This window comes from Shinella sp. M27 (genome assembly GCF_049199905.1).
GTDB lineage: Bacteria > Pseudomonadota > Alphaproteobacteria > Rhizobiales > Rhizobiaceae > Shinella.
Genome location: NZ_JBLZPK010000059.1, coordinates 1 through 26,840, shown reverse-complemented (window position 1 = coordinate 26,840; position 26,840 = coordinate 1). Strand labels below are relative to the sequence as shown.

The window sequence follows — 26,840 nt, the reverse complement described above, 5'->3', positions numbered from 1 at the left end:
AAAAATGTTCAATGATGAACAATAAAGTACAACGATGAACAAAAATCAAGCCTTCCCCTGGGACCATCCGCGCTTTCGCAGCTGGATCGGGGTGGCGCGCGCCTGCCAGCTGATGCAGCAGGCGGTGACGCGGGCGATCGCGGATCTCGGCATCAAGCCGCCGCATCTCGACATTCTCGTCAATCTCTACCGTTTCCAGGGCATTTCGCAGCAGGAGCTGGCCCGCAAGCTGCTGGTGGGTCGTTCCAACATGAGCATGCTCCTGCCGCAGCTCGAAAAGCGCGGCCTGATCGAGCGCAATCCCGACGCCAAGGACAAACGCGTGCTGCGCCTGTCATTGACCCCAACCGGCCGGACGCTGACAGAAGAGGCCATGACCATCCAGACCGGCCTCATCGAGCGCATCCTATCCCAGACGCCGGAAGACCGCTGCCTTCAGGTGGCGGACGCCATGGAAGACATCATCCGCATTCTCCAGACGCTGGAGACTGCGGATGACGAAGAGGAAGGCTAGGCTTTCGCGACCGCATCCGCCCGCGTCGACTTCAACGACTGGAATTCCCAGAGCGCCACACCAAACAGCACGGCGGCAGCGGCCATGAAGAGCTGGTACGGCTCGACGAATGGCACCAGCACCGACAATGCGAGCAATGCCGCGATGCCGACGATATGCGACAGCGGCGAGCGGCCGCGGATTGCCGCCTTGAACCAGATATTGCCCAGCAGGAAGACGATCGGCCCGCCGAGAATGGCGCTCGCCGTCTTGGCATCGACATGGCCGTGCGGATGGGCGAGCGCGAATTCCTCCGCCACGGCCGACAGGATGATGCCGGCGACGATGGGAATATGCGCATAGGTGAAGGCCATGCGGGCGATGCGGCCGGGTGTCGCCGAATGCTCGATGAGATGCGCCGCCTCGCCATGGCCGAAGCGGAAATAGATCCACCACATGGTGGCGGTCGAGAGGAACGCAGTCATCAGCATGAAGATGGTGAAGCCGTCGAGCAGTTCCATGCCGGCGACCGTGCGGCCGGTGACAAGGATCGTTTCGCCAAGGCAGATGATGACGAAGAGCGCGCAACGCTCCGCCATGTGCTCTCCCGAGACCTGCCAGTCGCTGACCGTCGAGCGGCCAAGCCCCGGAACGGCAAAACCGAGTGCCGGCGAGGCATATTCGAGACCGAGCGCGATGATCCACATCGCGAGACGTGCCTCATGCTCGACGAAAGCGCCGCCGATCCAGAACACGGCCGAAAACAGCGTCCAGACCGTGATACGCGTGAAGTTGAGGCTGTTTTCCGGCCAGTCGCGCCGCATGACATAGGCGGTGAAGGCCGAGCGGCCGGTCTGCATGGCGACGTAGGTAATCGCGAACAGAAGTCCGCCCGCCTCGAAGGCGGTGGGAATGGCGATGGACAGCATCAGCCCCAGGAACATCAGAACGAAGAGCAGGATGCGCACCGGCGACTTTTCCGGATCGAGCCAGTTCGTCGCCCAGGTCGTGTAGATCCACACCCACCAGATTGCCAGCATCAGCAGTGCGGCCTCGACGAGGCCAAGGGGGGAATAGTGCGCGGCCAGCGAATGCGAGAGCTGGATGATCGTCAGCACGAAGATGAGGTCGAAGAAAAGCTCGGCAAAGGCCACCTTGCCTTCCTTGGCAGTGCCGCGGGCACGCAGGCAGGCGGAAGTGGCAAAACGTTCGTCATTCGTCGCCGTCATGGCGCATCCTTTTTATAAAGCTGTTCCAGGCGCTGGTCGGGCACGATCCAGAGAAGCGCTACCGCCGCATAGAGCACATGGGAAATCACCGGCGAGACAAAGGCAAGCCCAATCGCGGCGAGATAGAAAACAGGCGAGAACCGCCCCTTGAAATCGCTTCCAAGCGCGCTGCGCACGCGCGCGGCGTCGGGATGCACCGCGACGATGCGGATCTGCAGGATTTCATAGGCAACGGCCGTCAGAAGCAGGATCACGCCGTAGAGCGCCGTCGGGAGCGCATCCGACGGATTGTTGCCCATCCAGGCGGTGGCAAAGGGAATGAGCGACATCCAGAACAGGAGATGCATGTTCGCCCACAGCACGCCGCCGCTGGCATTGCCGCAGATGGTCAGCAAATGGTGATGGTTGTTCCAGTAGATCGCCACATAGACGAAGCTCAGGAGATAGCCGAGGAATATCGGCAGCATGGGAACCAGCGCCGTGAAGGTCGGCTCCTTCGGTACCGCCAGCTGCAATACCATGATCGTGATAATGATGGCGATCACACCATCGCTGAAGGCTTCGAGCCGTCCCTTGTTCATAGCCACCTCATGTCCATTTTCATTAGACATGACGCATGTTGCGCTGAGTCGCTACAGCAGATTGCGTAACGTCAGTCTGCCGGTTCCTCCTCGTGGCGGTGGCGCTCCTCTTCCGCCGCCGCACGCTGACGCCCCGTACGGGCGGCGACGAGATCGGCGGGCGAGGCATTGCCGCGGATGAGCTGGCGTCCGGCATAGATTCCGCCGACGGTTTCCAGCTCCAGCCGCTGGCGATCGACATCGCGGAACTCCTCGACCACCTCGGCCGCCAGATCCTCGTCCTCGCCGAGCGCCTTCAGCGTCTCGCGGCTGAAGATCATGGCCGACTCGAAGGTCTCGCGGATCTGGAAATCCACGCCGGCATGGATGAGATCGAGCGCGTGGCCACGGTCATAGGCGCGTGCCAGGATCGGCACGAGCGGAAATTCTTCACGGACAATCTCGGCGATCTTCACCGCGGCTTCCTTGTCGTCGAGGCAGATGAGGATCGCCTTGGCCGTCGAAGCGCCGGCCGCATGCAGGATATCGATGCGCGAGCCGTCGCCGTAATAGACCTTGAAGCCGAAATCCGAGGCGTCGCGCACGAATTCCGCATCCTTGTCGATGAGGGAGAGCGTGTAGCCTCTTGCGAGCAGCGGCTGGCTGACGATCTGGCCAAAGCGGCCGAAGCCGATCATCAATACGGTGCCCTCGACATTCTCCGGCAGCGTCAGGCCCTCGGTGGAGGGCTGCTGCTTCGGCACGAAGCGGTCATGCAGGATGACCATCAGCGGCGTCAGGATCATCGAGATGATGATCGTCGCCGTCAGGATGGCGTTTTCCTCGCCGTTGAGAATGCCGGCGGCAACGGCTGCGGCATAGAGCACGAAGGCGAATTCGCCGCCCTGCGCCATCAGCACGGCGCGCTCCAGGCTCTCGCTATGGCAGGTGCCGAGCAGACGCGCGACGAGATAGATCAGCAGCGTCTTCGCCACCATGTAGCCGATGACGCTCGCCACCACGAGCTGCCAGTTGGCGGCGATGACCGAGAGATCGATCGCCATGCCGACGCCGAGGAAGAACAGCCCGAGCAGGATGCCGCGGAACGGCTCGATATCGGCTTCAAGCTGATGGCGAAAAGCCGATTCGGACAGCAGCACGCCGGCAAGGAAGGCCCCCATCGCCATGGAGAGGCCCGAGACCTGCATGGCGAGCGCCGACCCCAGCACCACGAGCAGCGCCGCCGCCGTCATCACCTCACGCGCACCGGAGGCGGCAAGCACCCGAAACAACGGATTGAGCAGGTATCGTCCAGCCAGAACCAGCGCCACGATGGCGCCGATGGCGATGCCGACGGAGAGCCAGCGATCGGACGCATCCGTCGCGGCCGCGCCCGTGCCAAGCAGTGCGACAATGGCGAGCAGCGGCACGATGGCAAGGTCTTCGAAGAGCAGGATCGCGATGATGCGTTGCCCCTTCAGCGTCGACAGGGTGCCGCGCTCCTGCAGCATCTGCATGACGATGGCGGTCGAGGTCAGAACGAAGCCGGTGCCGGCGACAAAGGAGGGAATGAGCGGGAAGCCGAAGGAAAGCCCGATACAGGTGAGTGCCGCCATGGCGCCCATGACCTGCACCGCGCCGAGGCCGAAAATGTCCTTGCGCATTCCCCAGAGCCGCGACGGCTGCATTTCCAGGCCGATGATGAAGAGGAACATCACCACGCCGAGTTCGGCGACATGGATGATCGCCTGCGGATCGGCAAAGAAGCCGAGGCCGAAGGGGCCGATGGCAAGGCCGGCCGCGAGATAACCGAGCACCGAGCCGAGCCCGATCTTCTTGAAGACCGGCACGGCGGCGACGCCTGCCGCCAGGAGCACGACAACCTGGGTGAGATCGTTTGCGTTCGCTTCTGCTGCCAAGGGTCTCTCCGTTCGTTTGCGGTGGACGCGCCCTTTGGCAGTCCGGAAATTATCGCGGCTTTTCCGACATATCGCGGCTCATGCCCTTCTCTGCAAGGTCGCGCTCGTATTCGGCAAAGAGCGTTTCGCCCTTTTCCCCGAGTTCCCTGAGATAGGACCACGTGAAGATGCCGGTATCATGAAAGTCGTCGAAACCGATGCGCACGGCATAATTGCCCGTCGGCGTCATGGCGATGATCGCGACATTGCGCTTGCCCGGCACGGTTACCTTCTGGCCCGGCCCATGGCCCTGCACTTCCGCCGAGGGCGAAAGAACGCGCAGCATCTCGGCGGAAAGGTCGAAGCTAGCACCGTCGTTGAACGTGACGACGAGGCGCTGGCGGTCCTTGGAAACGCGCAGTTCGGTCGGCCAGAGATCGCTCATGTCCATGCCCTTTCCTATTCGATTTCGCGAAGGACTATGCCGCAAGCCGGGGATGTGCAAGGCGGAAAATACTGTCATAATCGCCGCATCGGCTTGACGCTACGCCTCGCGCGCACGACATGTCGATAATGGAGGACATGTTTTGAATTCCTATGCAGGACCTTGGAACGGCGCCGACCCCGTCGCGCAATCCGCAGCCCCGATGATCGACCCCTTCGGGCGGGCGGTCACCTATCTGCGCGTCTCCGTGACGGACCGCTGCGATTTCCGCTGCACCTATTGCATGGCGGAAAACATGACCTTCCTGCCGAAGAAGGACCTGCTCACGCTCGAAGAGCTGAACCGGCTCTGTTCCGCCTTCATCGCCAAGGGCGTGCGCAAGCTCAGGCTCACCGGCGGCGAGCCGCTGGTGCGCAAGAACATCATGCATCTCGTGCGCGAACTCGGCAAACAGGTTCGTGACGGCCGCCTCGACGAACTGACGCTGACGACCAACGGATCGCAGCTTGCCAAACACGCCGCCGAGCTTGCCGATTGCGGCGTGCGCCGCATCAATGTCTCGCTCGACACGCTCGACGTGGAAAAGTTCAAGACCATCACCCGCTGGGGCGAGCTTTCGAAGGTCATCGAAGGTATCGACGCCGCGCAGGCCGCCGGCCTGAAAATCAAGATCAACGCCGTTGCCCTGAAGGATTTCAACGACCGCGAAATCCCCGAGCTGATGCGCTGGGCGCACGGCCGCGGCATGGACCTGACGCTCATCGAGACCATGCCGATGGGCGAAATCGAGGAAGACCGCACCGACCGCTATCTGCCGCTGTCGGAAATGCGCGCCCGCCTCGCCGAAGAATTCACACTGACCGAAAACGCCTACCGCACCGGCGGCCCGGCGCGTTACGTGACGGTCGAGGAGACCGGCGGTCGTCTCGGCCTGATCACACCGATGACGCATAATTTCTGCGAGAGCTGCAACCGCGTGCGCCTCACCTGCACCGGCACGCTCTATATGTGCCTCGGCCAGAACGACGCCGCCGACCTGCGCCTGCCGCTGCGCGCCTCCGATGACGACGCCCTGCTCTCGCAGGCCATCGACGAAGCGATCGGCCGCAAGCCCAAGGGCCACGATTTCATCATCGACCGCCGCAACCGCCCGGCCGTCGCCCGGCATATGAGCGTTACGGGCGGTTGAAAGCCCTTCAAATAAAACGGCCGGGCTTTCGCCCGGCCGTTTTATTTGATCCGTCACGATCGCTTACGCCGCATAGTGCCGGCCATAACCGTTGTCTTCCCGCGTATCGAGATCGCGTGTCTTGAAGTGGTCGATCTTCTGGTTGAGCGTCTGCACCCGGCGGCGCAGGCCGTGGATTTCGGCGGTGTTCTCTTCCACCATCGCGGCATTCTGCTGGGTGATGAGCTCGACCTGGTGCACAGCCTGGTTCACCTCGTTGATGCCCTGATACTGGGCCGCCGCAGCCGCCTCGATCTTGCCGACGAGCGTGTGGATCGAGGAGATGTGGTCGTTGATCACCGAGAGCGCCTCGCCCGTCTCCGTCACCAGCGAAACGCCGTTGCGCACCTGGGCGGAACTTTCCGAGATGAGGCCCTTGATCTCGCGGGCGGCACCGGCGCAGCGCTGGGCAAGCTCACGGACTTCCTGCGCGACGACGGCGAAACCACGACCGGCCTCGCCGGCACGCGCCGCCTCGACACCGGCATTGAGCGCCAGAAGGTTCGTCTGGAAAGCGATCTCGTCGATGACGCCGATGATCGTGCTGATCTTCTCCGAGGAGCGGTTGATCTCGCCCATGGCGGTGACGGCCTTGGCCACGACCTCGCCGGAGCGCTGGGCGTAGCTATGCGTCTCATCGACCGAAACGGCGGTCTTCTGGGCGCTTTCGGCCGTCGAACGGACGATGTCGGTAAGCTGGCGCAGCGCCCGCGAGCTTTCCTCGAGGGCAGCCGCCTGCTGTTCGGTGCGGCGGGCGAGATCGTCGGCGGAGGCGGCAAGGTTGCCGGTGCCGCCGTTGATTTCCATCGTCGTCGCACGAACGTCGGACAGCGTGTGGCGCAGCGCCTCGACGGCATTGTTGTAGGTGCGGGCCATGGCGACATATTCGGCGGCCAGCGCCTCCGTCATGCTCTCTTCGAGATTGCCGGCGGCAAGCTGGCCGAGCACATCGGAGAGCGCGGTCAGCGCCTCGGTCTGCTCGGCCTCGATGCGGGCGCGCTCGCTGGTACGGCGGGCCTGCTCCTCGGCCGTCAGCTGGCGCTGGGCTTCCGCCTCCTGCTCAAGCCTTACGTTTTCGCGGGCGGCATCGCGGAAGACGGCGACCGAACGCACCATGTCGCCGATCTCGTCGCCACGGTTGCGGCCGTCGATGCTGATTTCCAGATCGCCGCTGGCGAGGCGCGCCATCGATTCGGTGACGCGCTTCAGCGGGCCGCGCAGGGTTTCGACCAGCATCAGGCCGCCGATGATGGCGAGCAGCGTGCCGGCGACCATGGCGATGATCGAGACATTGGCCGAGCGCTGGCTATCCTGCTTGCCGGCCTCCTGCGCACTCGACACGAACTGCTCGAGCGTCTGGCTGGCATCGGCGACTGCGGCATAGGCGGCAACACGCGCCGCCTGCCACTTTTCGCCGACGGCGATCAGGTCCTGCGTGCCCTTCTCGATGCTGGCGAGCGAAGGCGCCAGCTTCTGCGAGAGATCGCGCAGTGCGGCATTCTTGGCGCCGAGCTTGGCAAGCTCGGCGGCGCTGGCGGCAACGGCCTTCACGTCGGCGAGAACCGCGTCGCGGCTGGGCTGGTCGAGCTTGCGATGCAGCTCGCTGATATGCAGGCGCGTCTGGTCGATGCCCTTGAACGTGTCGCCCATCAGCGTGATCAGCGTCTTGAGCAGCGCGATCTCGGCATCCATGCCGACGAAGCGCTTGGCGGCCGTATCGGAATTCTTGCCGGCCTCCTTCAGGAAGTCGGCATCGAATTTGGAAAGCTTGGTAAGAACCGGAATGAATTTCGCCTTCTTGCCCTCGGCATCGTCAGTGCCGGCGAGGATGCCCTGCACCGCGGCGATTTCGACCTCCAGCGGCTTGATCTGCTCCAGCGCCTTCGGCGAGGCGATCGCCTTGGATTCGGCAAGCTGCTTCAAAAGCTGCGGCAGATAGGTCTCGGCCGCCTTCACCTTGTCTTCCGGCTTCATGGCCAGCGCGACCGGCTTGCGGAACTTGCCGATGCGTTCGGCCAGGCCCTGATAGGCAGCGGCGTCGAACAGCAACGCCTTGGCGAAGGCTTCCTTCTCACCCGATTCGTTGCGGATGACCGCGATCTGTTTTTCGGCAAAGTCGCCGTCCCTGGCCATCGCGGCAAGCGCGCTTTCTAGGCTGGTCGTGACGGCGTTGCGCTCCTGATCGATCGACCACAGCGCCTCGGTCTGGCCGCGCATCGTACCGGCAAGGGCGACGACGGAGGCGATCTTGGCCTTTTCCGCCGCATTCGGCAGCAGCGCGTCGAGATCGCGGATGCCGGCCTCCTGCTCGTCGATGCGGGCGGAGAGTGCGTCGCGCGTGTCCTGTCCCGGTTTGTCGGCGAAATCCTGCAGGCTCGTGCGCAGGTTCTGGAAATGCGACAGGCTGTTGATCGTCTCGCGCGTGACCGTCATGTGGCCGTTCAGGGTGCTCGCGGTAAAATAACCGACAAGGCCGATGCCGGCGATGAGCGCGACGAGCGGAATGACGAACAGCAATACCTTGGTGACGATGCGGCGCTGCTGGAGCAGGCGGTCGATGAAGGACATGGTTTCCCCGGCGTTTCTTATGACGACCATGTCCCGTCGGGCGCTTTCAAAGCCGAAACGGCCGCTCTGGAGACCAGGGGGAGTGCGGCCGAAAACTGCTGAAGGGACTGCACCGGTCTTGCATCAGACGGCCAGCCCTCACCCGTCGCATCATGCGAACACGCATTTGGGATGACGCAACGATAGGTGGGGAAGCTTAATGAATGCCTTCGAGAAACCGGCAGAAACTCAAGGGTTTGCGCCGAAATGATCGCGTCTTCTGCTCAAAATCATTTCAATCGCCGTTTCTTTCGCCAATCACCCCGTTTGTTCCAGCCTTGAGGATGATGGCAGGCCACGCCCGTTCGGCATATGAGGGAGAGACCAACGCGCGGAATCACTCCCTATGAACTCCACCGGAAATGCCAGGGGCGCCCTGTTCATGGCCATCGCCATGGCGGCCTTCACCTGCAACGATGCGCTCGTGAAATCCGTCACGCATGCGATGAACACCGGCCAGATCCTGTTTGTGCGCGGGCTGATGACAAGCGCGCTCGTGCTGGTCATCGCCTGGCGGATGGGCGCACTCGGCTCCTGGCGCATCCTGTTGCAGCCGCCGGTCGCCCTGCGGCTCGCGGCGGAAATTTTTGCCTCGCTCACCTTCATTTCCGCCCTCAGCGTCATGCCGCTCGCCAATATCTCGGCCATCCTCCAGTCGCTGCCGCTGGCCGTGACGCTCGGGGCCGCCCTCTTCCTGGGCGAACAGGTCGGCTGGCGGCGCTGGCTCGCCATCATCGTCGGCTTCATCGGCGTGCTCATCGTCATCCGGCCCGGGCCGGAGGGCTTTTCGCTCGCCGCCATCTATGCCATCGCTTCGATGATCGGTGCGGCGACACGCGATCTCGCCACGCGGCGCATCCGCAGCGACGTCTCCACCCTGTTCATCAGCGTCATCACCGCGATCGTCATCACGCTTGTCGGCGGTGCACTGATCGTGCCGATGGGCGGCTGGCAGCCGATGTCGGCGGCGGTCGTCGAGCGGCTGGCCGCGGCCAGCGTTCTGCTGCTCATCGGCTACCAGACGATCGTCAACGCCATGCGTGTCGGCGAAATCTCCTTCGTCGCGCCGTTCCGCTACATGAGCCTCCTCTGGGCGATCGCGATCGGCTTCCTGTTCTTCGGCGAATTACCCGATCTCTGGATGACCGTGGGCGCCTTCATCGTCATCGCCTCGGGCCTCTACACCTTCTACCGCGAAAACCGTCGCCGGGCGGCCCCCATCGCCCAGCAGTCCACGCCGGAATCGCCGTGACATCGCAGAGACTTGCGACCAGGCCTTGCACCGACTAGACCGGTGTGAGAGCCAACACGATGGGAGCACGATGGCACTCTCGCAAGCGATACCGGGTGTGATCCTGGCCGGCGGCCTGTCCTCGCGGATGGGGCAGGACAAGACGCGCATCCGTCTCGGCGGCGCAGCCCTTATCGACCGCGCCGCACGGCGGTTGCGGCCGCAGGTCTCGTCCGTCGCCGTCAATGCCAACGGTCCCATGCTCTTCGAGCGCGGCGAGGAGTTTCCGGTCTTCGCCGATCTCGGCGCCGCGCGCGCAGGGCCGCTCGGTGGCGTGCTCGCCGCCCTCGACCATGTCAGGCGCAACCATCCCGAGGCGAGCCACGTCGCGACCGTGCCGACCGACAGCCCCTTCTTCCCGACCGATCTCGTCAGCCGGCTGGGCAAGGTCATCGATACGCCGGACAGGATCGCCGTCGCGCGCTCGGCAGGTGGCCTCCACCCGGTCTTCGCGCTCTGGCCGGTGGCGCTGGCCGACGATCTCAGTGCTTGGCTTTCCGGCGGCGGGGCGTTGCGTGTGCGCAGCTATCTCGAACGCCACCAGGCGCGTGAAATCACCTTCCCGCCGATCGAGACGTCGCGCGGCGAATTCGATCCGTTCTTCAACATCAACACGCCCGACGATCTCGATCAGGCGGAAAACTGGCTCTGGGTGCTGGAGAGATGACGCGTCCCAAAATCTTCGGCATCGCCGGATGGAAGAATTCCGGCAAGACCGGGCTTGCCGTGCGTCTGGTCACGGAGCTCGTCGCCCGCGGCTACCGCGTCTCGACCATCAAACACGCGCACCATGATTTCGATATCGACAAGGTCGGCGCCGACAGTTACCGCCATCGCCAGGCCGGCGCGCATGAAGTGACCATCGTCTCCGGCACGCGCTATGCCATCATGCACGAGCTGCGCGGTGCACCTGAGCCCAGTTTCGAAGAAATCCTCGCCCGCCTCGCGCCCTGCGATCTCGTGCTTATCGAGGGCTACAAGCGCGAGCCGATTCCGAAGATCGAGGCACGACGCCTGGAATCCGCCAACCGCGTTCCGCTCGCCCCCGAAGACCCCCATATCGCCGCCATCGCCGCCGACCACGCGGTCACGGATACCGCCCTTCCCGTCTTCGACCTCGACGACACCGCTGCCATCGCGGATTTCGTCATAGAGATCACCGGTCTCCCGGTACCCGCCCCCGCCTGATCACCATAAAACGGAAAAGGCCGCGGAACGAATTCCGCGGCCTTCTTTCTATCCTGTATCGACCGATTACTCGGCCATGGCGACCGGCTTCACCAGCGCGGTCACGCGACGGATTGTGACGCGACGGTTGAGCTGTTCGGGCCCATCCGTATCGATCTTCAAGAACCGCTCGCCATAGCCCTGGGTGGCCAGGTTTTCCGGCGGGATGTCATAGACGTCCGTCAGGATGTTGGCGACGGCCTCGGCCCGTTCGTCCGAAAGCACGAGGTTCGATTCGTCCGAGCCGACGGCATCGGTGTGGCCTTCGATCAGGAAGGTCTCGCCGGCATCCTTGTCGAGGATCTCGTTCATCGCATCCGCCACCTTGCGCAGGGTCGTCGCCTGGTTCATCGAAATCTCCGATGAACCGGTCGCAAACGTGATCGTATCGAGGTCGATACGGCGCACCTTGTCGCGGATACGGGCCGAGTACTTCACCTCATCCAGCGTATAGACACGCTCGACGGGCTCCACCGGCGGCCGGTCGAGGAATTCGCGATAATCATGCGAGCCCTCGGACGACGTGTCGATGATATAGTCGTCGAGCGGCACCGTCAGGCGCATCGGCGGCAGACGCTCGCCGGGATCGACGAAGGTCGGCCGGGCGTCACGATCGATTTCCGGGGCATAGAACATGACATATTCACGACCCGAGCGATCGATGCGCGAGCGCTGGATGACGTCGCCGTAGCGGCTGCGGATCGTGACGACCCGGTCGCCGTTCGGACGCACGATGACCTCGCGGACACGGCCATGCGGCAGGTCCTCGTAATAGGTCTCGGTTGCCCGGCGCGACAGGCGGCGGCCGTCGTCCGAGCGGACGATGATCCGGTCGCCGAAATTGATCACGGCGCGATCATCGACTTCGCGCTCGACACGCCAGCCATCACGCTCCTCATAGCGCGGACGGCGGTCACGGCGTTCGCCACGCTCGCTCTCGCCCGATTCGTAGCGGACGCGATCACGATCCTTCCAGCCGACCTGTGCGTCGCGATCCGACTCAGGGATACGGATCTTGACGTTTTCCCGCTCTTCAGCGCGCTTGCGGCGACGCTCGTCACGGCTGGATCCTTTGCGGTTGTCGAAATCCTTGTCGCTGTCGAGCACGGCCGCACCGTCGAGGAACGGCAGTTCGATCGTCTCGTTCGTCTTGGACGGGTCTCGGGCAATGCGCTCACGATCTTCATCGCGCTTGCGGCGGGGCCGCTCGTTTGTCTGCTCTTCGCGCTGCTGGTCCTCCGCAGCCTCACGCTGCTTCTTGCGACGCTCTTCGCGGGCTTTCTGGCGATCCTGCTGTTGCTGATCGTCGCCTTCAGCGGCCTCGCGCTGCTTCTTGCGCTCTTCACGCGCCTTCTGGCGGTCCTGCTGTTGCTGATCGTCGCCTTCAGCGGCCTCGCGCTGCTTCTTGCGTTCCTCGCGCGCCTTCTGGCGATCCTGCTGTTGCTGATCGTCGCCCTCAGCGGCCTCACGCTGCTTCTTGCGTTCCTCGCGCGCCTTCTGGCGATCCCGCTGTTGCTGATCGTCGCCCTCAGCGGCCTCACGCTGCTTCTTGCGTTCCTCGCGCGCCTTCTGGCGATCCTGCTGCTGGTCATCGCCCTCAGCGGCCTCACGCTGCTTCTTGCGCTCTTCACGCGCCTTCTGGCGATCCTGCTGTTGCTGATCGTCGCCTTCAGCGGCCTCGCGCTGCTTCTTGCGTTCCTCGCGCGCCTTCTGGCGATCCTGCTGCTGCTGGTCATCGCCTTCAGCGGCCTCGCGCTGCTTTTTGCGGCGCTCTTGGCGTTCCTGCTGCTGCTGCTGGTCATCACCTTCAGCAGACTCGCGCTTCTTGCGCCGCTCCTGGCGTTCTTGCTGCTGCTGTTCGCCGGCGCTTTCGTCGCTCTGTTCCTTGCGCGGCTTGCGGCGCTCGCCCTGCTGCTCGCCGTCTTCCTGCCGTTCCCGCTTCTTGCGCGGCTTGCGCTCTTCCTCGGAACCGTCGCTCTCCTGCACGGTGATGACGTTGGGCATGCGGCTGTCGATGACAGGCGGACGGATCATCGCGGCCTGAACCGGCTGCCAGACCAGCGAAACGATGGGCAAAGCCACCGTTGCCAGAAGTGTCGTTCTCTTACCCATAGCGTTTCCTCTTTTGCCGGTTTTGCAGGCAATGGATCAATCGTTTGAGGCAAATTCGTGTTTCCACATATTCGCCCCTCGTAAAACAGACGCTAGACCATCTCACATGAATCCGCGCTGAATGCGACAGAGCCGCCGGCGCATTGACCGGCGGCTCTGTCAAAACGCACGAAATCCCGATCAGTTCGCCTTGGCGAGCGGGCGCACCAGCGTCGTGACGCGGCGGATGGTGACGCGGCGGTTCTGCTGTTCGGCCACCTCGGTGCGAACCTTCAGGAAGCGCTCGCCGTAACCCTGCGTCTGCAGGTTCTCCGGCGGAATGCCGTAAACCTCCGTCAACAGGCTGGCGACCGATTCGGCGCGCTCATCGGAAAGCACCAGGTTCGACTTGTCCGAGCCGACGGCATCCGTATGCCCCTCGATCAGGAAGGTCTCGCCCGGGTCCTTGTCCAGCACCTTCTGCATCGCGTCGGCCACGCTGCGCAGCGTACGGGCCTGCGACATAGGCACCTCGGCGCTCGCCGTCGCGAAGGTGATCGTATCGAGGTCGATGCGGCGCACCTTGTCCCGCAGACGCGCCGACTGTTTCACCTCGTCGATCGTATAGACGCGCTCGACGCGCTCGACCGGCGGCTCGGCAAGGAAGGCGTAGTAATCGCGGTCCGGATCGCTCGAGGTGTCGATGATATAGTCGCTGACGGGAATGCGCAGGCGCATCGGCGGCAGCTCGTAACCGACATCGACGAGGCCGGGACGCGGCGCGTCATCCTCCAGTTCCGGCGCATAGACGAGAATATATTCGCGGCCGTCATCCCCGACGCGCGAGCGCTGGATGATATCGCCGTAACGATTGTAGATCGTCACGATGCGCACGCCGCCGGGACGCTGGATCGTTTCGCGCACGCGACCGCGCGCCAGGTTGTCGTAAAAGACATCCTCGGAATCACGGCGCAGGCGCGGACGATCGTCACCGCGCACGATCAGCTGCTCGCCCACTTCCAGAACCGTGCGATTCTCGAAGCGCTCGATGACATTGACCTGCGTGACGCTGTTGTCGATCGTCTTGTTGTCGTTGTTGACGATCGTCGTGTTGTTGATGACCGTGTTGTTGACGATGTTGGTGGTCTCGGGAACGAGGAATTCCGGTGCCTCGTCGACGCGCTTGCCTTCTTCCTTGATGGCCGCCTCGATACGCCCGGGCACCGCATCGCGCACCTCTTCGGAAATCGCTGCCTGCGCGCTGTCGTCCGTGTCGGGAACCGGCACGTCCTCTTCCTGCGCGCGCTGTTCCTCACGCTGCTTGCGACGATTGTCGCGGCTCTTCTGGCCGCCGGCATTGTCGGCGTCCTTGTCACTGTCGAGCACGGCCGCGCCATTTTCGACAGGCAGGACCACCGTCTCGTCGGTCTTGCCGGGATCCTCAGCGATCTCCTGCTTCTGCTCTTCCGTCAACGTTTCAACCACCTCCGGCACCGGCTCGGTGGCAGGTGTTTCCTCGCCGGCCTGCTGGCTCTGTTCGGTGGCAGGCTGCTCGGATTGCTGCTCATCAGCGGCCTTCTGCTCGTCGGCCTGAGGCTGCTGGTCCTCGGCAGCCTTCTGCTCGTCGGCCTGCCGCTGCTGGTCCTCGGCAGCCTTCTGCTCATCGGCCTGACGCTGCTGGTCCTCGGCAGCCTTCTGCTCATCGGCCTGACGCTGCTGGTCTTCGGCAGCCTTCTGTTCGTCGGCCTGCTGCTGGTCCTCGGCAGCCTTCTGTTCATCGGCCTGCCGCTGCTGGTCCTCGGCAGCCTTCTGTTCATCGGCCTGACGCTGCTGGTCTTCGGCAGCCTTCTGTTCGTCGGCCTGCTGCTGGTCCTCGGCAGCCTTCTGTTCATCGGCCTGACGCTGCTGGTCTTCAGCAGCCTTCAGCTCGTCGGCCTGCCGCTGCTGGTCCTCGGCGGCTTTCTGTTCATCGGCCTGACGCTGCTGGTCTTCCTCGGCAGCCTTCTGCTCATCGGCCTGACGCTGCTGGTCCTCTGCGGCCTTCTGTTCGTCCGCCTGCCGCTGCTGGTCTTCCTGCTCGGCGCGCTGCTGTTCTTCCTGCTGCTGTTTCAGCAGTTCTTCCTCGCTCGGCTGTCCCTCGTCGCTCGCCTGGGCCACGTCGAAGGGTTTCATGAGCGCATCGGCCAGCGACGGCGTCGCGATCAGCGAGGCTGAAAGCAGGGGCAGAGCCACGGTGGCAAAAAGTTTGGAGCGGAAAGTCATCGTTCTGTCCTCACGGTGTCCCGTCTGTCTGTCTGGAGCGCTGCCTCCCGGCTCTTTCGGCCGGCCGGCAACACCCGTTTCCTGTTCAGGCCTAGTCAGGCGGGTGTGAACCGCGCCTGAACGACCTCATCGACCGGCGAGATAGGTCGCGCCGGCGCCAAGACCAGTGACGGCCATGAAATGGTCGGGGAAACGCGGCGGAAGCGCGACGGAAAAGCAGTTGATTTTTTATGAGAAACAGTTCGATTATCCAACCCAAGCGGGCAGACCTGCCCGCTTCCATTCAAGGCCCGGACAACAAGAAAAACCCGAGAGCCTTCAACAGAGAGGATCACAATGCGTATTTCCAAACGTTTCACGCTCGCAGCCTCGGCTGCGGTCATCGCCCTCTTCGCGACCTCCGCGATGGCTGAAGGCGAGAAGATCGTGATCGGCACGGAAGGCGCCTACCCGCCCTTCAACAATCTCGAGGCCGACGGCACGCTGACCGGTTTCGACATCGACATCGCCAAGGCGCTCTGCGAGGAAATGAAGGCCGAATGCACCTTCGTGACGCAGGACTGGGACGGCATCATTCCGGCGCTCATCGCCAAGAAGTTCGACGCCATCGTCGCGTCCATGTCGATCACCGCCGAGCGCAAGGAGAAGGTCGACTTCTCCAAGAAGTACTACAACACGCCGCCGGCCATCATCGTGCCGAAGGATTCCGACATCAAGGAAGCGACGCCTGAGGCGCTCGCCGGCAAGGCGCTCGGCGCCCAGGGTTCCACGACCCATTCCAACTATGCCCAGGCGCATATGAAGGATGCCGACATCAAGATGTACCCGACCTCGGACGAGTACAAGCTCGACATCGCCAACGGCCGCATCGATGCCGCCATCGACGACGTCGTGGTGCTCTCCGAATGGCTGAAGACCGACGCCGGCGCCTGCTGCAAGCTGCTCGGCACGCTGCCGATCGACCCCGTCATCAACGGTGAAGGCGCCGGCATCGCGGTGCGCAAGGGCGACGCGCTGGCCGACAAGTTCACCGCAGCGATCGCGGCGATCCGCGCCAACGGCAAGTACCAGGAAATCAACGCCAAGTACTTCCCGTTCGACGTCTACGGCGAGTAAGACACGACGCATCCGGCTCATGCGGGTTTTTTCTGACCCCATCACCAGAATGCACGGGCGGGAGGGCTTGCTCTCCCGCTCCTTTTGTTTGAGAAGTTGGTCATAAGAAAGAGAGCGCAGCAAGCGCCTTAACAAGAAGCGAAAAACGCGCATCGGGGGTAATTCTGGCATGAGCGGGTTCTTCACCGCCATCGTCGAAGCGGTATCCGCATTTCTGGGGATCATCGATCCCCTCTGCGGTCCGGTCGGCATCTTCAATCTTTTCGCGGGCAATACGCTGCTCGCCTGCGGTGCCGCGGGCTGGGGCGACGAGATTGCTTTCGGCTTCCTGGTCACGGCCAGTCTCGCCATCGCGACGCTGCCCATCGGCCTGTTCCTGGGCTTCTTCATCGCGCTGGCAAAACAGTCGGAAGAAAAGTCGCTCAGGCTCTCGGCCAATATCTACACCACGCTCTTCCGCGGCCTGCCGGAGCTTCTGACGCTCTTCATCATCTATTACGGCCTGCAGATCGTTGTGCAGAACCTCATGACCGCCGTCGGCTATGACGGCACGGTCGAGATCAACGCCTTCTTCGCCGGCATGATCGCGCTCGCCATGGTGTTTTCCGCCTATTGCTCGGAAGTGCTGCTGTCGGCCTTCAAGGCTATTCCGCGCGGCCAGTACGAGGCGGGCTACGCGCTCGGCCTGCATCACGGCCGCACCATGCAGCTCATCATCCTGCCGCAACTCATCCGCGTCGCCCTGCCCGGCCTCGGCAATCTGTGGATGGCGCTGTTGAAGGACACCGCCCTCGTCTCCGTCGTCGGCCTGCCGGATATCCTGCGCCAGACAAGTATTGCGGCGCGCGTCACCAAGGAAGCCTTCGAGTTCTACGTCATCGCCTGTGTGCTTTTCCTTGTCCTCGCCTTCCTCTCCTCGCTGGTCTTCTCCGGCATCGAGGGCTGGGCCAAGCGTTCGGAGGCCGCACGATGAGCTTCGTCACCACCCTGATCGAACCACAGGCCCCGCCACCGGCCCCGGTAAAGGCCTTCACCGCCGGCCGCTTCTTCGGCAATGCCTTCCTCGGCGTCTGGCTTGCGCTTGCCATTGGCATCTTCATGATGATCGCCGGCGGCTGGGATCCGGAAAAATTCGCGAAATACGGTCCGAACTACCTGTCCGGCCTGGGTGTCACGCTGCTCCTGGTCGTCTGCTCGGTCGTGCTCGGCGGCCTCATCTCGCTGCCAGTCGCTTTTGCGCGCATGTCGAAGAACCCGGTCCTGTCGTGGATCGCCTATGGCTATGTCTACTTCTTCCGCGGCACGCCGCTGCTGACCCAGCTCTTCCTCATCTATTACGGCCTCGGCAGCTTCTCCGCCGAGCTGAAGGCCATGGGCGTCTGGTGGTTCTTCCGCGATGCCTGGAACTGCGCGCTGCTCGCCTTCACGCTCAACACCGCCGCCTACCAGGCGGAAATCCTGCGCGGCGCCATCCAGAGCGTGCCGCGCGGCCAGCTTGAGGGCGCCGACGCGCTCGGCCTGCCGAAGAAGGTCGCCTTCTTCAAGGTCATCCTGCCACAGGCGCTCATCGTGGCGCTGCGCCCCTACGGCAACGAGATCATCCTGATGATCAAGGGCTCGGCCATCGTCGCCATCGTCACGGTCCTCGATCTGATGGGCCAGACCCGCCTCGCCTTCTCGCGCACATTCGACTATCAGGCCTATCTCTGGGCCGCACTGATGTATCTCCTCATGGTGGAGCTGCTGCGCAACATCTGGGCCTGGCTCGAAACCCGCCTGACCCGCCACCTGAAGCGCTGACATCCCTTGGCAGCACTCGACGCAGAGTGCTGCCAAGGCGTTGATTTCATAAGAAATCTTTCCTTACGCTACGAGACTTTAAGGTCTTGTTAACCTTGCGGGCGCTCAATCTTAGGGACCATCATTCATCTCGCGATGAGGTCCCCATGACGAACGACATGGCAATGCAGCTCAAGGGCTACGGCATGACCACGGCCCAGATCCTCTACCGCATGCCGGATCACCAGCAGTTCCTGCAGACCTATATCTGGCAGCACTACGACCTCGCCCCGGATTTTCCGGAGATGAAGAGTTTCCTGAAATTCTGGCAGGAAAAACTCGACGGTCCGATCCACTCCGTCCGCTACATCCACCATCGCCTGATCTCGGCGACGGAGTGGCGGGCGCTGAAGGGCGAGTTCATCATCAACTGAGCAGCGCGGAACGATTAGACGTGTACCGACCCATGCGCGAGTTCGGTGTCGGACATGTCCACCTTCAGCGAGAAATAGGCGATGACGGCATAGAACACTGCGACGAGGCCGATCACCACCAGGCCCGGAACCGGCCCGAGTGCCGCATTCGCCACCACATGCTCGACCGCGAGCGTCATGTCGCGGCCAGCCGTCGCCGGCTTCTGCATCATCGAGGAGGAGATCTTCAGCGCCCAGGCGAGCAGCAGGATGAGATAGAGCCAGCAATAGTTCCGCCGGAGTCGCCGACAGGTGGCGTCGCGGTAGCTGATCAGGAATTCCGGCTTGCGCAGGCTTTTCGCGATGGGCGCGGCCCAGTCGAGGTCGAGGGCGGCGCGCGGATTAAGGATTTCGGCGAAATAGAAACGCTCCAGCTGGCGCACGCGTGCCCGATACACGTCGAAGAACCGGTAGCGCCGCGCCTCGATCATCAGGAGCAGCGAGACGAGCAGCATGGCGAAGAGCAACACGCCGTGATGCGAGGTCGGCGTCGAGAGCGAGACGGAGAGCAGCGCCGCCACCACGGTGATCGCCCAGTTCGACGTTCGGTCGATCCGGTCGCGCCAGCCGGCCATTCGGCCAAGCTCGCCGCGATAATAATGCACCATGGTGTTGATCGTTTCCATCGGCGTCGCCGGCAAGGCGGGGCTGCCTGTGCGCTTCGCGTCGGAAAGCGACAAGGGGGACATATCGGCGGGCATGTCTTTCCTCCAACTGTCTTTTTGGTCTTGGGAAGATCATGCGCCTCTTTCGCCAATTGATAAATGCCTATTTGCACTTAGAGGGCGAAAGCGCCCATCTCGATGGACCGTTTGCGCGCATCCGCCTCCATTGCCAAAACCGCAGCCGGACCGTATGAGACGCCCCATGAAGAAGATTGATGAAGACGCGCTCGCGGAAGCCTATAACCGCGCCCTTTCGCTGGAAAAGTCCGGCGATTTCGATGCCGCCGCCAAAGCCTATGCCGAGGTGCTGGCGCTCGACCCGGAAGACCATGGCGGTGCGGCCGTGCGCCTCGCCTCTATGGGCCGCGGCGACACGCCGGAAAAGGCGCCGGACGCCTATGTCGCCACCCTGTTCGATCAACACGCCGAAGTGTTCGAGGATGTGCTGGTCGAACAGCTCGGCTATTGCGTGCCGCTTCTGGTGCGCCATCGCTTCCAGGACCTCAAGATGGGTCCGTTCCAGCGCGTGCTCGACCTCGGCTGCGGCACGGGCCTGACCGGCGGCGCGTTGCGCGACATGGCGGAGGACATCACCGGCGTCGACCTGTCGGAAAACATGGTGGAAGTCGCCCATGAGAAGGACCTCTACGAGACGCTCTACGTCGCCGAGGCCGTCGATTTCCTCGACGATAATGACGACGAGCCCTTCGACCTGATCACCGCGACCGACGTACTGCCCTATCTCGGCGCGCTGGAGCCGCTGTTCTTCGGCGCCGCCGAAAACCTCGTGGCCGGCGGACATTTCATCTTCTCCTCCGAAACGCTGCCGGCCGACACCTTCGCCGGCCGCCCCTTCATGGTCGGCGCGCACCAGCGCTTTGCCCATTCGCCCGACTATGTCCGCCAGCGCCTCGACGAGACCGGTTTCGACCTCGTCGAAATCACCGACATCACCGTCCGCATGGAAGAAGGCGAACCAATCGCCGGCCATCTCGTGCTGGCGAAATATCGCGGCTGACGAGCGCGGCGCATTGCCCCTGACACAAGAGAAACACTTTCGCCGGAAACGATGATCCGCTAAACCTCCTGCCAGCGATTGCAGGAGGTTACGGCATGGCAAAGGTTGCGTTCATCGGTCTCGGTGTCATGGGCTATCCCATGGCCGGCCACCTGAAGGTCAAGGGCGGCCACGAGGTCGCGGTCTATAACCGCACCTTCGCCAAGGCGGAAAAATGGGCGGCCGAATTCGGCGGCACGGCGTTCCGCACCCCGGCCGAGGCAGCAAAGGAAGCCGACTTCGTCTTCACCTGCGTCGGCAATGACGATGACCTTCGTTCCGTCACCATCGCCAAGGATGGCGTGATCGAAGGCATGAAGCCGGGCGCGACCCTCATCGACAACACCACCGCATCCGCCGAAGTCGCCCGCGAACTCGATGCCGCGACGAAGGCCAAGGGCCTGCATTTCATCGACGCTCCCGTCTCCGGCGGCCAGGCCGGCGCCGAAAACGGCGTCCTGACCGTCATGTGCGGCGGTGAGGAAGCGGTTTTTGAAAAAGCCAGGCCCGTCATCGACGCCTATGCCCGCATGGTCGGCCTGATGGGCCCGGCCGGCAGCGGCCAGCTCGCCAAGATGGTCAACCAGATCTGCGTGGCCGGCGTCGTGCAGGGCCTCGCCGAGGCCATTCATTTCGGCAAGAAGTCGGGCCTCGACATGGAGGCGGTCATCGAGGTCATCTCCAAGGGTGCGGCCGGTTCCTGGCAGATGGACAACCGCCACAAGACGATGATCGCGGGCAAATACGATTTCGGCTTCGCCATCGACTGGATGCGCAAGGACCTCGACATCGTCCTGTCCGAAGCCCGCCGCAACGGCGCCAAGCTGCCCACCACCGCCCTCATCGACCAGTTCTACGGCGACGTGCAGGACATGGGCGGCAACCGCTGGGACACGTCCTCGCTTCTCGCCCGTCTCGAGCGGAAATGATCGGCAAGGCCTCCACCGCCGGCGAGATCATCGAACACCTCCGGTCGCTGCGATCGGAGGAAACGGTCGCCGGCATGGAGCGTTTCGGCATCGTCACGGAAACGGCGCTCGGCATCTCCAATCCCGACTTGCAGAAAATTGCCCGCCTGACGGGCAAGGATCACGCCCGCGCCTTCGCCCTGTGGACCAGTGATATCCGCGAGGCCCGCATGCTGGCGCTCTATACGCTGGAGCCGGGGAAGCTGACGCCGGAGGAAGCCCTTCGCCTTGCTGAGGACTTCAACTCCTGGGAATTGGTCGACAACGCCGCGGATATTTTTATCGAAGCAAAGCTCGTCTCGCTGATCCCGACCTTCGCGGCCGACGAGCGGGAATTCGTGCGCCGCACCGCCTTCGCCATGATCGCGAGCGCTGCGGTGCATATGAAGAAGGAGCCGGACGACACACTGATCGGCTGGCTCGATCTCGTCGAAGACCACGCCGGCGATCCCCGGAACTTCGTGAAAAAATCCGTCAACTGGGCGCTACGCAATGTCGGCAAGCGCAGCCACGCCTGCCATGCGCTCGCCCTCGCCCTTGCGCGGACGCTTGCCGGCAGCAGCGACAAGACGGCACGCTGGATCGGCAAGGACGCGGTGCGCGAACTGACGGACGAGAAGATCCTCGCCCGTCTCAAGCGCTGACTATTCGTCGCTGTTCTTCTGATTGTCGACGGTCATGTAATCGAGCGGCATCTCGGTCGTGTACTTGATCTGCTCCATGGCGAAGGCCGAGGAGACGTCACGGATCTCGATACGGGCGATCATGCGCTTGTAGAAGGCGTCATAGGCGCCGATATCGGGCACGACGACGCGCAGCAGGTAATCCACCTCGCCGCTCATGCGATAGAACTCGACGACTTCAGGGAATTCGACGATCACTTCCGAAAAACGCTTCAGCCATTCGGTGGAATGCGAATTGGTGCGGATCGAGACGAAGACGGTGACCTTGGTGTTGATCTTGACCGGATCGAGCAGCGCGACGCGCTTGCGGATCACGCCATCCTCTTCCATCTTCTGGATGCGCCGCCAGCAAGGCGTGGTCGAAAGCCCGACCTTCTTGGCGAGGTCGGCCACAGCCAGCGTGGAATCTTCCTGCAGAAGGCGCAGGATTTTGCGGTCCAGACGATCCATTATAGTCCCCTAAGAAATTTAATTCCCTCATATACCGGGATTACGGCAAATGGGAAGAATTACATTTCAGCCCGTGAGGATTTTCACACGCTTTCTCAGTTCAGGCAGAACCTCGTCCGAGAACCACGGGTTGCGCTTCAGCCAGCCGGTGTTGCGCCAGCTCGGATGTGGCAGAGGCAGTACCGCGGGCGCTGCATTGCGGCCGAGATGCCGGCGCCAATCGCGCACCGTGTCGGTCATGCTTTTCGCCTTCGCCGCGCCGAGATGCCAGGCCTGCGCATATTGGCCGATTGCCAGCACCAGCTCGACCTGCGGCATGGCGGCGATGACGCGCGCGCGCCAGAGCGGCGCGCATTCCCGGCGCGGCGGCAGGTCGCTGCCATGGGCGTCATAGCCGGGAAAACAGAAGCCCATCGGCACGATGGCGAATTTCTCCGGGTCGTAGAAGTCCTCCCGCGTCACGCCCATCCACTCGCGCAGCCGGTCGCCGGAGGCATCGTTGAAGGGGAGCCCGCTGTCATGCACCCGAAGCCCCGGCGCCTGCCCGGCAATCAGGATGCGCGCCGTCGCGGAGAGAACGGCGACAGGCCGCGGCTCGTGCGGCAGACGATCCTTCGGCCCCTTGGCCGGCGCGTCCCGACAGAGCCGGCAGGCGGCCATTGCCGCACTGAGCGCGGCGATCTCGTCGGCAGGCTTGCGCTCGTTCATCGCGCCATCCGTCAACCGAGACCCAGCGTCGACAGAATGTCGCCGAGCACGCCGGGTTGCCCCTTGTGCGTGTCTTCCTGCGGACGCCCGTTCATGCGGCGCCATTGCTGCGGCAGGTCGAATTCCGTGGCCCACAGCCCCTTGCGCTCGGCCTTGGCGAACTGCTCCTCGTCCTCGTAGCCGCCATAGGCCACCGCCAGCCCTTCGCGCACCATTCGTCCGCCGAGATCGCCGGCTTCCGTCTCACAGCGCGCCAGCAGCCGGTCATATTTGTCCCTGCCCTGCGTCCGGCAGGTGACCGGCCCCGCGCGCAAAAACTCGGCAAGCCGCGAGCGGGCGGCCACGCCGCAGCGCCAGTCCTCGCCGTCGCGCTTGCAGATCTGCATCATCTCGGGCGTATCCATGCCAACAAGGCGAATGCGGTGCCCGTCCAGCGTCAGCGTATCGCCGTCGGCCGCACGCGCGGTCCCGGTGATCGTCTCGCCGCTTTCACCACTGACGCGCAGCACGATCAGCGCCGTCAGCGCCAGGATCGCCACCGCCACGCCAACATCGCGCGCCCCCTTGGAAAGCCCCATGAATTCCACTTCCTGCCGTTCTCGTCTTCACGCTCCGTCATATCCGAAACGGCGCCGCGTTCACGCTACTGAAAATGTCGGAATGGTTCGTAAATGGTTTATGCGCGGCAGCATCTTCTTAAGGATTGCCCCCTAGAATTCAACGCCATCAGCAACCGTTGCAATTCGTGATGAGTACCGGCGTCAGTACCTCGACCGACAAGATCATCGTCGACAAGTCGCGCAGCCATAGAAACAAGGCTGTTTCGCGGGCCGTCCGCGCGACTCGCGAACGGTTGCAGACCGCGACAGGCATTTCCGCGGGTCTCGAGCGGGAAATGCTGCAACTCCACATCGCCTCCGTGGTGCAGAGTGCGCTGATCATCCCCGCCATCATCGTGATGATCGCCGCGATCGGCATCTATTTCACGCAGGAAATCGGCCTTATGGCCTGGGCGGTTTTGGCGCTCAGCGCGCATGCGGTCGGCATGATCATCGCGCGGCGCGCGCGCGGCAAAGACATCACTATCGAAAATGTCCAGCGCTGGCAGCGCCGCTTCCTCGCGGCACAGCTTTTGATGGGCGTCGCCTGGACGGCCTTCGCGCTCCAGACCTGCGGCAGCTGCACCGGCGTCACCTTCGAGCTCTATCAGGGCACTGCCCTCCTTGTCGCGCTTGCCGTCACGACGATCACGACGCTGATGCTGCGTCATGCCGTGCTTTTCGCCTTTGCGCCAACGGTCGCGGCCCTTGTCCTCTCGGCCTTGCTGCGTCCCGTCCCCACCACAATGGCCATGGCGGCGATCATCGCCGCCGCCCTCGTCTTCCTAATCTTCATCACGCATCGCCTGCGCCAGACGAGTGCCCAGCTCCTCTCCTCGCAATCGGAAAAGGATGACCTGATCGCCGAGCTGGAAGTCGCCAAATCCATGTCCGACGAGGCTCGCCGCCGGGCGGAAGAAGCCAACCTCGCGAAATCCCGCTTCCTCGCCTCCATGTCGCATGAACTGCGCACGCCGCTCAACGCCATTCTCGGCTTCTCCGAGGTCATGTCGACGGAAGTGCTGGGCCCGCTCAACAACCCGGTCTACAAGGAATACACGTCGGACATTCACCGCTCCGGCCAGCACCTGCTCAACCTCATCAACGAGATCCTCGACCTCTCGCGCATTGAGGCCGGCAAATACGACCTGTCGGAGGATAGCGTGCATCTCGTCGATATCGCCGAGGATTGCATCGGCATGGTGCAGCTGCGCGCGCGGGCGAAGAACATCACGATCTCAGAACAGGTCGAAGGCGGCATGCCCGCACTCTGGGCGGATGAGAAGGCCCTGCGCCAGGTCGTTCTGAACCTCTTGTCCAATGCCGTGAAATTCACACCCCAGGGCGGCGAGATCGTCGTCAAGGCCGGCTGGACGGCCGGCGGCGGACAATATCTCTCCATCAAGGACAACGGCCCCGGCATTCCCGAGGACGAAATCCCCGTCGTGCTCTCGGCCTTCGGCCAGGGCTCCATCGCCATCAAGAGCGCCGAACAGGGCACCGGCCTCGGCCTGCCGATCGTTCAGGCCATCCTTGCCAAGCACAATGGCGAATTCATCCTGAAATCCAAGCTGCGCGAAGGCACCGAAGCCATCGCAATCCTGCCGGCGAAACGCGTGCTGCAAAGCCTGCCCGCCGTTACGGAAACCCAGGCCGTTTCGCCGCGCCGCAAGAGCTTCGCCTGAGGCGTTTCAGCGGAGGCGTGGATCCTCGGGTCAAGCCCGAGGATGACAGAGGGGAGGCTGGCCTTCACCCTCCCCTTATTGACCAGTGCTTCAGGAGACCGCCGATACTTTGGCGAAACCTTCGCTCTTGCATCATACCCGGGCTGATCCCGTGGGAGTGATAGTGGAAATATCTGCGCAGCATAAACGACGGAGGCATCCACCTCCCCACCGTCATCCTCGGGCTTGACCCGAGGATCCACGCCACCCCACAGTCTCAGATGAACTGCGAAATCACCACATAGCCGGCGTAACCGGCATTGGCGATAATCAGGCAAAACACCGCGAACGACCCGAGGTCCTTCGAGTGTTTGCCCATCTCTGAAATCTCCGGCGAGACCCGGTCGACAATCTCTTCGATCGCCGTATTGAGCGCCTCGAAGGCGATCATCAGCAGGAAGAGGATGGCCATCGCCACATACTGGAAGAAGTTGGCGCCGACGACGGCGAAGATGACCATGGCGACGCCGAAGGCGATCAGCTCATGGCGGAAGGCGGATTCGCCAAGCAGGCGGCGTGCGCCCGCGGCCGAATAGGTCGCCGCGGCGATCAGGTGGCTGAAGCCCGTCTTTTTCTCGATTGGTCCCTGACCCATTCTTCAATCCCGTTCTTGCCGCACCAATGGAACCAACGCCCCACGGGTCTCAATCCACGCCATTTTGGCTTTTTGCCGACCGCTCGCTACGAACGGTTGCTGACGCCCGCCTGAACGAAAGTCGCCATGCCGGAATGGCAGGCGGCCGCCGATTTGACGATGCCGGCGGCAAGGGCCGCACCGGTGCCTTCGCCCAGACGCATGCCGAGCGCCAGAAGCGGCGTCTTGCCGAGCTTCTCGATCGCCTTCATATGCGCAGGCTCCGCCGAGACATGGCCGATCAGGCAATGATCGAGCGCCGACGGATTGGCGGCACGCAGGATCGCGCCGGCCGCCGTCGCGACATAGCCGTCGATGATGACGGGGATTTTCTGCATGCGCGCGGCAAGGATGGCGCCGGCCATTGCCGCGATCTCGCGGCCGCCGAGACGCCGCAGCACTTCCAGCGGATCGGAAAGATGATCGCGGTTCAGCGCGACAGCCTTCTCGACGGCGGCGATCTTGCGCTGGAGCACTTCGCCTTCCGAACCGGTGCCCGGACCGACCCATTCCTCGGCCGTGCCGCCGTAAAGCGCCAGGTTGATGGCGGCGGCGATCGTCGTGTTGCCGATGCCCATTTCGCCGATGCACAGCAGGTCCGTGCCGCCGGCAACGGCCTCCATGCCGAAGGCCATGGTGGCGGCGCAGTCGCG

General features: G+C 63.3%; 26 protein-coding genes. 13 read left to right on the top strand and 13 right to left on the bottom strand.

The annotated features are described in order from the left end of the window. Window positions 1-34 precede the first annotated feature (34 nt). Entirely contained in the window at window positions 35-514 is a 480-nt protein-coding gene (locus ACOZK4_RS21070) for a MarR family winged helix-turn-helix transcriptional regulator (RefSeq protein WP_421593615.1), read from the top strand. Here the strand turns inward: ACOZK4_RS21070 and ACOZK4_RS21065 are convergent. From ACOZK4_RS21065 to ACOZK4_RS21050, 4 genes are all read right to left on the bottom strand, one after another. Then, window positions 511-1,722: a low temperature requirement protein A gene (locus tag ACOZK4_RS21065; RefSeq protein ID WP_421593614.1), complete on the bottom strand. Its 1,212-nt coding sequence runs from the start codon at window positions 1,720-1,722 to the stop codon at window positions 511-513. The genes ACOZK4_RS21070 and ACOZK4_RS21065 overlap by 4 nt on opposite strands. Further along, complete coding sequence (locus ACOZK4_RS21060; RefSeq protein WP_421593612.1) at window positions 1,719-2,303, bottom strand: TMEM175 family protein; 585 nt, start codon at window positions 2,301-2,303, stop codon at window positions 1,719-1,721. Before ACOZK4_RS21060 ends, ACOZK4_RS21065 begins: the two co-directional genes overlap by 4 nt. 71 nt (window positions 2,304-2,374) lie before the next feature. Next, window positions 2,375-4,201, bottom strand: a complete 1,827-nt coding sequence (locus tag ACOZK4_RS21055; RefSeq protein ID WP_421593611.1) for a monovalent cation:proton antiporter-2 (CPA2) family protein — start codon at window positions 4,199-4,201, stop codon at window positions 2,375-2,377. Window positions 4,202-4,250: 49 nt separating this feature from the next. After that, complete coding sequence (locus tag ACOZK4_RS21050) at window positions 4,251-4,625, bottom strand: DUF971 domain-containing protein (protein ID WP_313532132.1); 375 nt, start codon at window positions 4,623-4,625, stop codon at window positions 4,251-4,253. Window positions 4,626-4,827: 202 nt separating this feature from the next. Between ACOZK4_RS21050 and moaA the strand changes: the two genes are divergently transcribed. Continuing rightward, window positions 4,828-5,814, top strand: a complete 987-nt coding sequence (moaA, locus tag ACOZK4_RS21045; RefSeq protein ID WP_421593784.1) for a GTP 3',8-cyclase MoaA — start codon at window positions 4,828-4,830, stop codon at window positions 5,812-5,814. A gap of 63 nt (window positions 5,815-5,877) precedes the next feature. Here moaA and ACOZK4_RS21040 read toward each other — a convergent pair whose 3' ends face one another. Next, window positions 5,878-8,421 (bottom strand): methyl-accepting chemotaxis protein, encoded by a 2,544-nt coding sequence (locus tag ACOZK4_RS21040; protein ID WP_421593610.1) that lies wholly within the window; start codon window positions 8,419-8,421, stop codon window positions 5,878-5,880. A gap of 385 nt (window positions 8,422-8,806) precedes the next feature. Between ACOZK4_RS21040 and ACOZK4_RS21035 the strand changes: the two genes are divergently transcribed. The 3 genes from ACOZK4_RS21035 to mobB all read left to right on the top strand — a co-directional run bounded on the left by ACOZK4_RS21035 (window position 8,807) and on the right by mobB (window position 10,939). Further along, a complete protein-coding gene (locus ACOZK4_RS21035) occupies window positions 8,807-9,712 on the top strand; it encodes a DMT family transporter (protein ID WP_421593609.1) in 906 nt (301 codons plus the stop codon). A gap of 70 nt (window positions 9,713-9,782) precedes the next feature. Then, window positions 9,783-10,418 carry a molybdenum cofactor guanylyltransferase MobA gene (gene mobA, locus ACOZK4_RS21030; RefSeq protein WP_421593608.1) on the top strand — a complete coding sequence of 212 codons (636 nt, stop codon included), beginning with the start codon at window positions 9,783-9,785 and terminating at the stop codon, window positions 10,416-10,418. After that, window positions 10,415-10,939, top strand: a complete 525-nt coding sequence (gene mobB / locus ACOZK4_RS21025; protein ID WP_421593607.1) for a molybdopterin-guanine dinucleotide biosynthesis protein B — start codon at window positions 10,415-10,417, stop codon at window positions 10,937-10,939. The genes mobA and mobB overlap by 4 nt, the downstream gene beginning before the upstream one ends. A gap of 66 nt (window positions 10,940-11,005) precedes the next feature. Here mobB and ACOZK4_RS21020 read toward each other — a convergent pair whose 3' ends face one another. Both ACOZK4_RS21020 and ACOZK4_RS21015 read right to left on the bottom strand, forming a co-directional pair. Beyond that, the gene (locus tag ACOZK4_RS21020; protein ID WP_421593606.1) at window positions 11,006-13,090 is read right to left on the bottom strand and encodes an OmpA family protein; all 2,085 of its coding nucleotides are present in this window, start codon (window positions 13,088-13,090) and stop codon (window positions 11,006-11,008) included. Window positions 13,091-13,270: 180 nt separating this feature from the next. After that, window positions 13,271-15,331: an OmpA family protein gene (locus ACOZK4_RS21015; RefSeq protein WP_421593605.1), complete on the bottom strand. Its 2,061-nt coding sequence runs from the start codon at window positions 15,329-15,331 to the stop codon at window positions 13,271-13,273. Between the two features lie 336 nt (window positions 15,332-15,667). On the opposite strand from ACOZK4_RS21015, the gene ACOZK4_RS21010 reads away from it, so the two are divergent. The 4 genes from ACOZK4_RS21010 to ACOZK4_RS20995 all read left to right on the top strand — a co-directional run bounded on the left by ACOZK4_RS21010 (window position 15,668) and on the right by ACOZK4_RS20995 (window position 18,660). After that, a complete protein-coding gene (locus ACOZK4_RS21010) occupies window positions 15,668-16,447 on the top strand; it encodes an ABC transporter substrate-binding protein (protein WP_313531816.1) in 780 nt (259 codons plus the stop codon). Between the two features lie 169 nt (window positions 16,448-16,616). Further along, on the top strand, window positions 16,617-17,420 hold the full coding sequence (locus tag ACOZK4_RS21005) for an ABC transporter permease (RefSeq protein ID WP_421593604.1): 804 nt from the start codon (window positions 16,617-16,619) through the stop codon (window positions 17,418-17,420). Further along, window positions 17,417-18,247, top strand: a complete 831-nt coding sequence (locus ACOZK4_RS21000; protein WP_421593602.1) for an ABC transporter permease — start codon at window positions 17,417-17,419, stop codon at window positions 18,245-18,247. Before ACOZK4_RS21005 ends, ACOZK4_RS21000 begins: the two co-directional genes overlap by 4 nt. 146 nt (window positions 18,248-18,393) lie before the next feature. Next, window positions 18,394-18,660 (top strand): aspartate-semialdehyde dehydrogenase, encoded by a 267-nt coding sequence (locus tag ACOZK4_RS20995; RefSeq protein WP_313531821.1) that lies wholly within the window; start codon window positions 18,394-18,396, stop codon window positions 18,658-18,660. A 14-nt stretch (window positions 18,661-18,674) separates the two neighbouring features. Here ACOZK4_RS20995 and ACOZK4_RS20990 read toward each other — a convergent pair whose 3' ends face one another. Next, the gene (locus tag ACOZK4_RS20990; RefSeq protein ID WP_421593601.1) at window positions 18,675-19,400 is read right to left on the bottom strand and encodes a DUF2270 domain-containing protein; all 726 of its coding nucleotides are present in this window, start codon (window positions 19,398-19,400) and stop codon (window positions 18,675-18,677) included. A gap of 154 nt (window positions 19,401-19,554) precedes the next feature. Between ACOZK4_RS20990 and ACOZK4_RS20985 the strand changes: the two genes are divergently transcribed. The 3 genes from ACOZK4_RS20985 to ACOZK4_RS20975 all read left to right on the top strand — a co-directional run bounded on the left by ACOZK4_RS20985 (window position 19,555) and on the right by ACOZK4_RS20975 (window position 22,033). Continuing rightward, window positions 19,555-20,382, top strand: a complete 828-nt coding sequence (locus tag ACOZK4_RS20985) for a methyltransferase (protein WP_421593599.1) — start codon at window positions 19,555-19,557, stop codon at window positions 20,380-20,382. Window positions 20,383-20,477: 95 nt separating this feature from the next. Then, complete coding sequence (locus tag ACOZK4_RS20980) at window positions 20,478-21,350, top strand: NAD(P)-dependent oxidoreductase (RefSeq protein WP_421593597.1); 873 nt, start codon at window positions 20,478-20,480, stop codon at window positions 21,348-21,350. Further along, entirely contained in the window at window positions 21,347-22,033 is a 687-nt protein-coding gene (locus tag ACOZK4_RS20975) for a DNA alkylation repair protein (protein WP_421593596.1), read from the top strand. The genes ACOZK4_RS20980 and ACOZK4_RS20975 overlap by 4 nt, the downstream gene beginning before the upstream one ends. Here ACOZK4_RS20975 and ACOZK4_RS20970 read toward each other — a convergent pair whose 3' ends face one another. The 3 genes from ACOZK4_RS20970 to ACOZK4_RS20960 form a co-directional block, all read right to left on the bottom strand. Then, window positions 22,034-22,522, bottom strand: coding sequence for an Lrp/AsnC family transcriptional regulator (locus ACOZK4_RS20970; protein WP_313531831.1), 489 nt, complete (start codon window positions 22,520-22,522; stop codon window positions 22,034-22,036). Between the two features lie 66 nt (window positions 22,523-22,588). Next, complete coding sequence (locus tag ACOZK4_RS20965) at window positions 22,589-23,230, bottom strand: uracil-DNA glycosylase family protein (protein WP_421593594.1); 642 nt, start codon at window positions 23,228-23,230, stop codon at window positions 22,589-22,591. An 11-nt stretch (window positions 23,231-23,241) separates the two neighbouring features. After that, a complete protein-coding gene (locus ACOZK4_RS20960) occupies window positions 23,242-23,808 on the bottom strand; it encodes a thermonuclease family protein (RefSeq protein WP_421593593.1) in 567 nt (188 codons plus the stop codon). A 170-nt stretch (window positions 23,809-23,978) separates the two neighbouring features. Here ACOZK4_RS20960 and ACOZK4_RS20955 point away from each other — a divergent pair, with 170 nt between their 5' ends. After that, complete coding sequence (locus tag ACOZK4_RS20955; protein WP_421593592.1) at window positions 23,979-25,514, top strand: sensor histidine kinase; 1,536 nt, start codon at window positions 23,979-23,981, stop codon at window positions 25,512-25,514. Between the two features lie 256 nt (window positions 25,515-25,770). Here ACOZK4_RS20955 and ACOZK4_RS20950 read toward each other — a convergent pair whose 3' ends face one another. Continuing rightward, complete coding sequence (locus tag ACOZK4_RS20950; RefSeq protein ID WP_421593591.1) at window positions 25,771-26,148, bottom strand: diacylglycerol kinase; 378 nt, start codon at window positions 26,146-26,148, stop codon at window positions 25,771-25,773. Window positions 26,149-26,234: 86 nt separating this feature from the next. Beyond that, window positions 26,235-26,840 (bottom strand): nicotinate-nucleotide--dimethylbenzimidazole phosphoribosyltransferase (locus ACOZK4_RS20945; protein WP_421593589.1); only part of this gene is annotated, 606 nt, incomplete at its 5' end.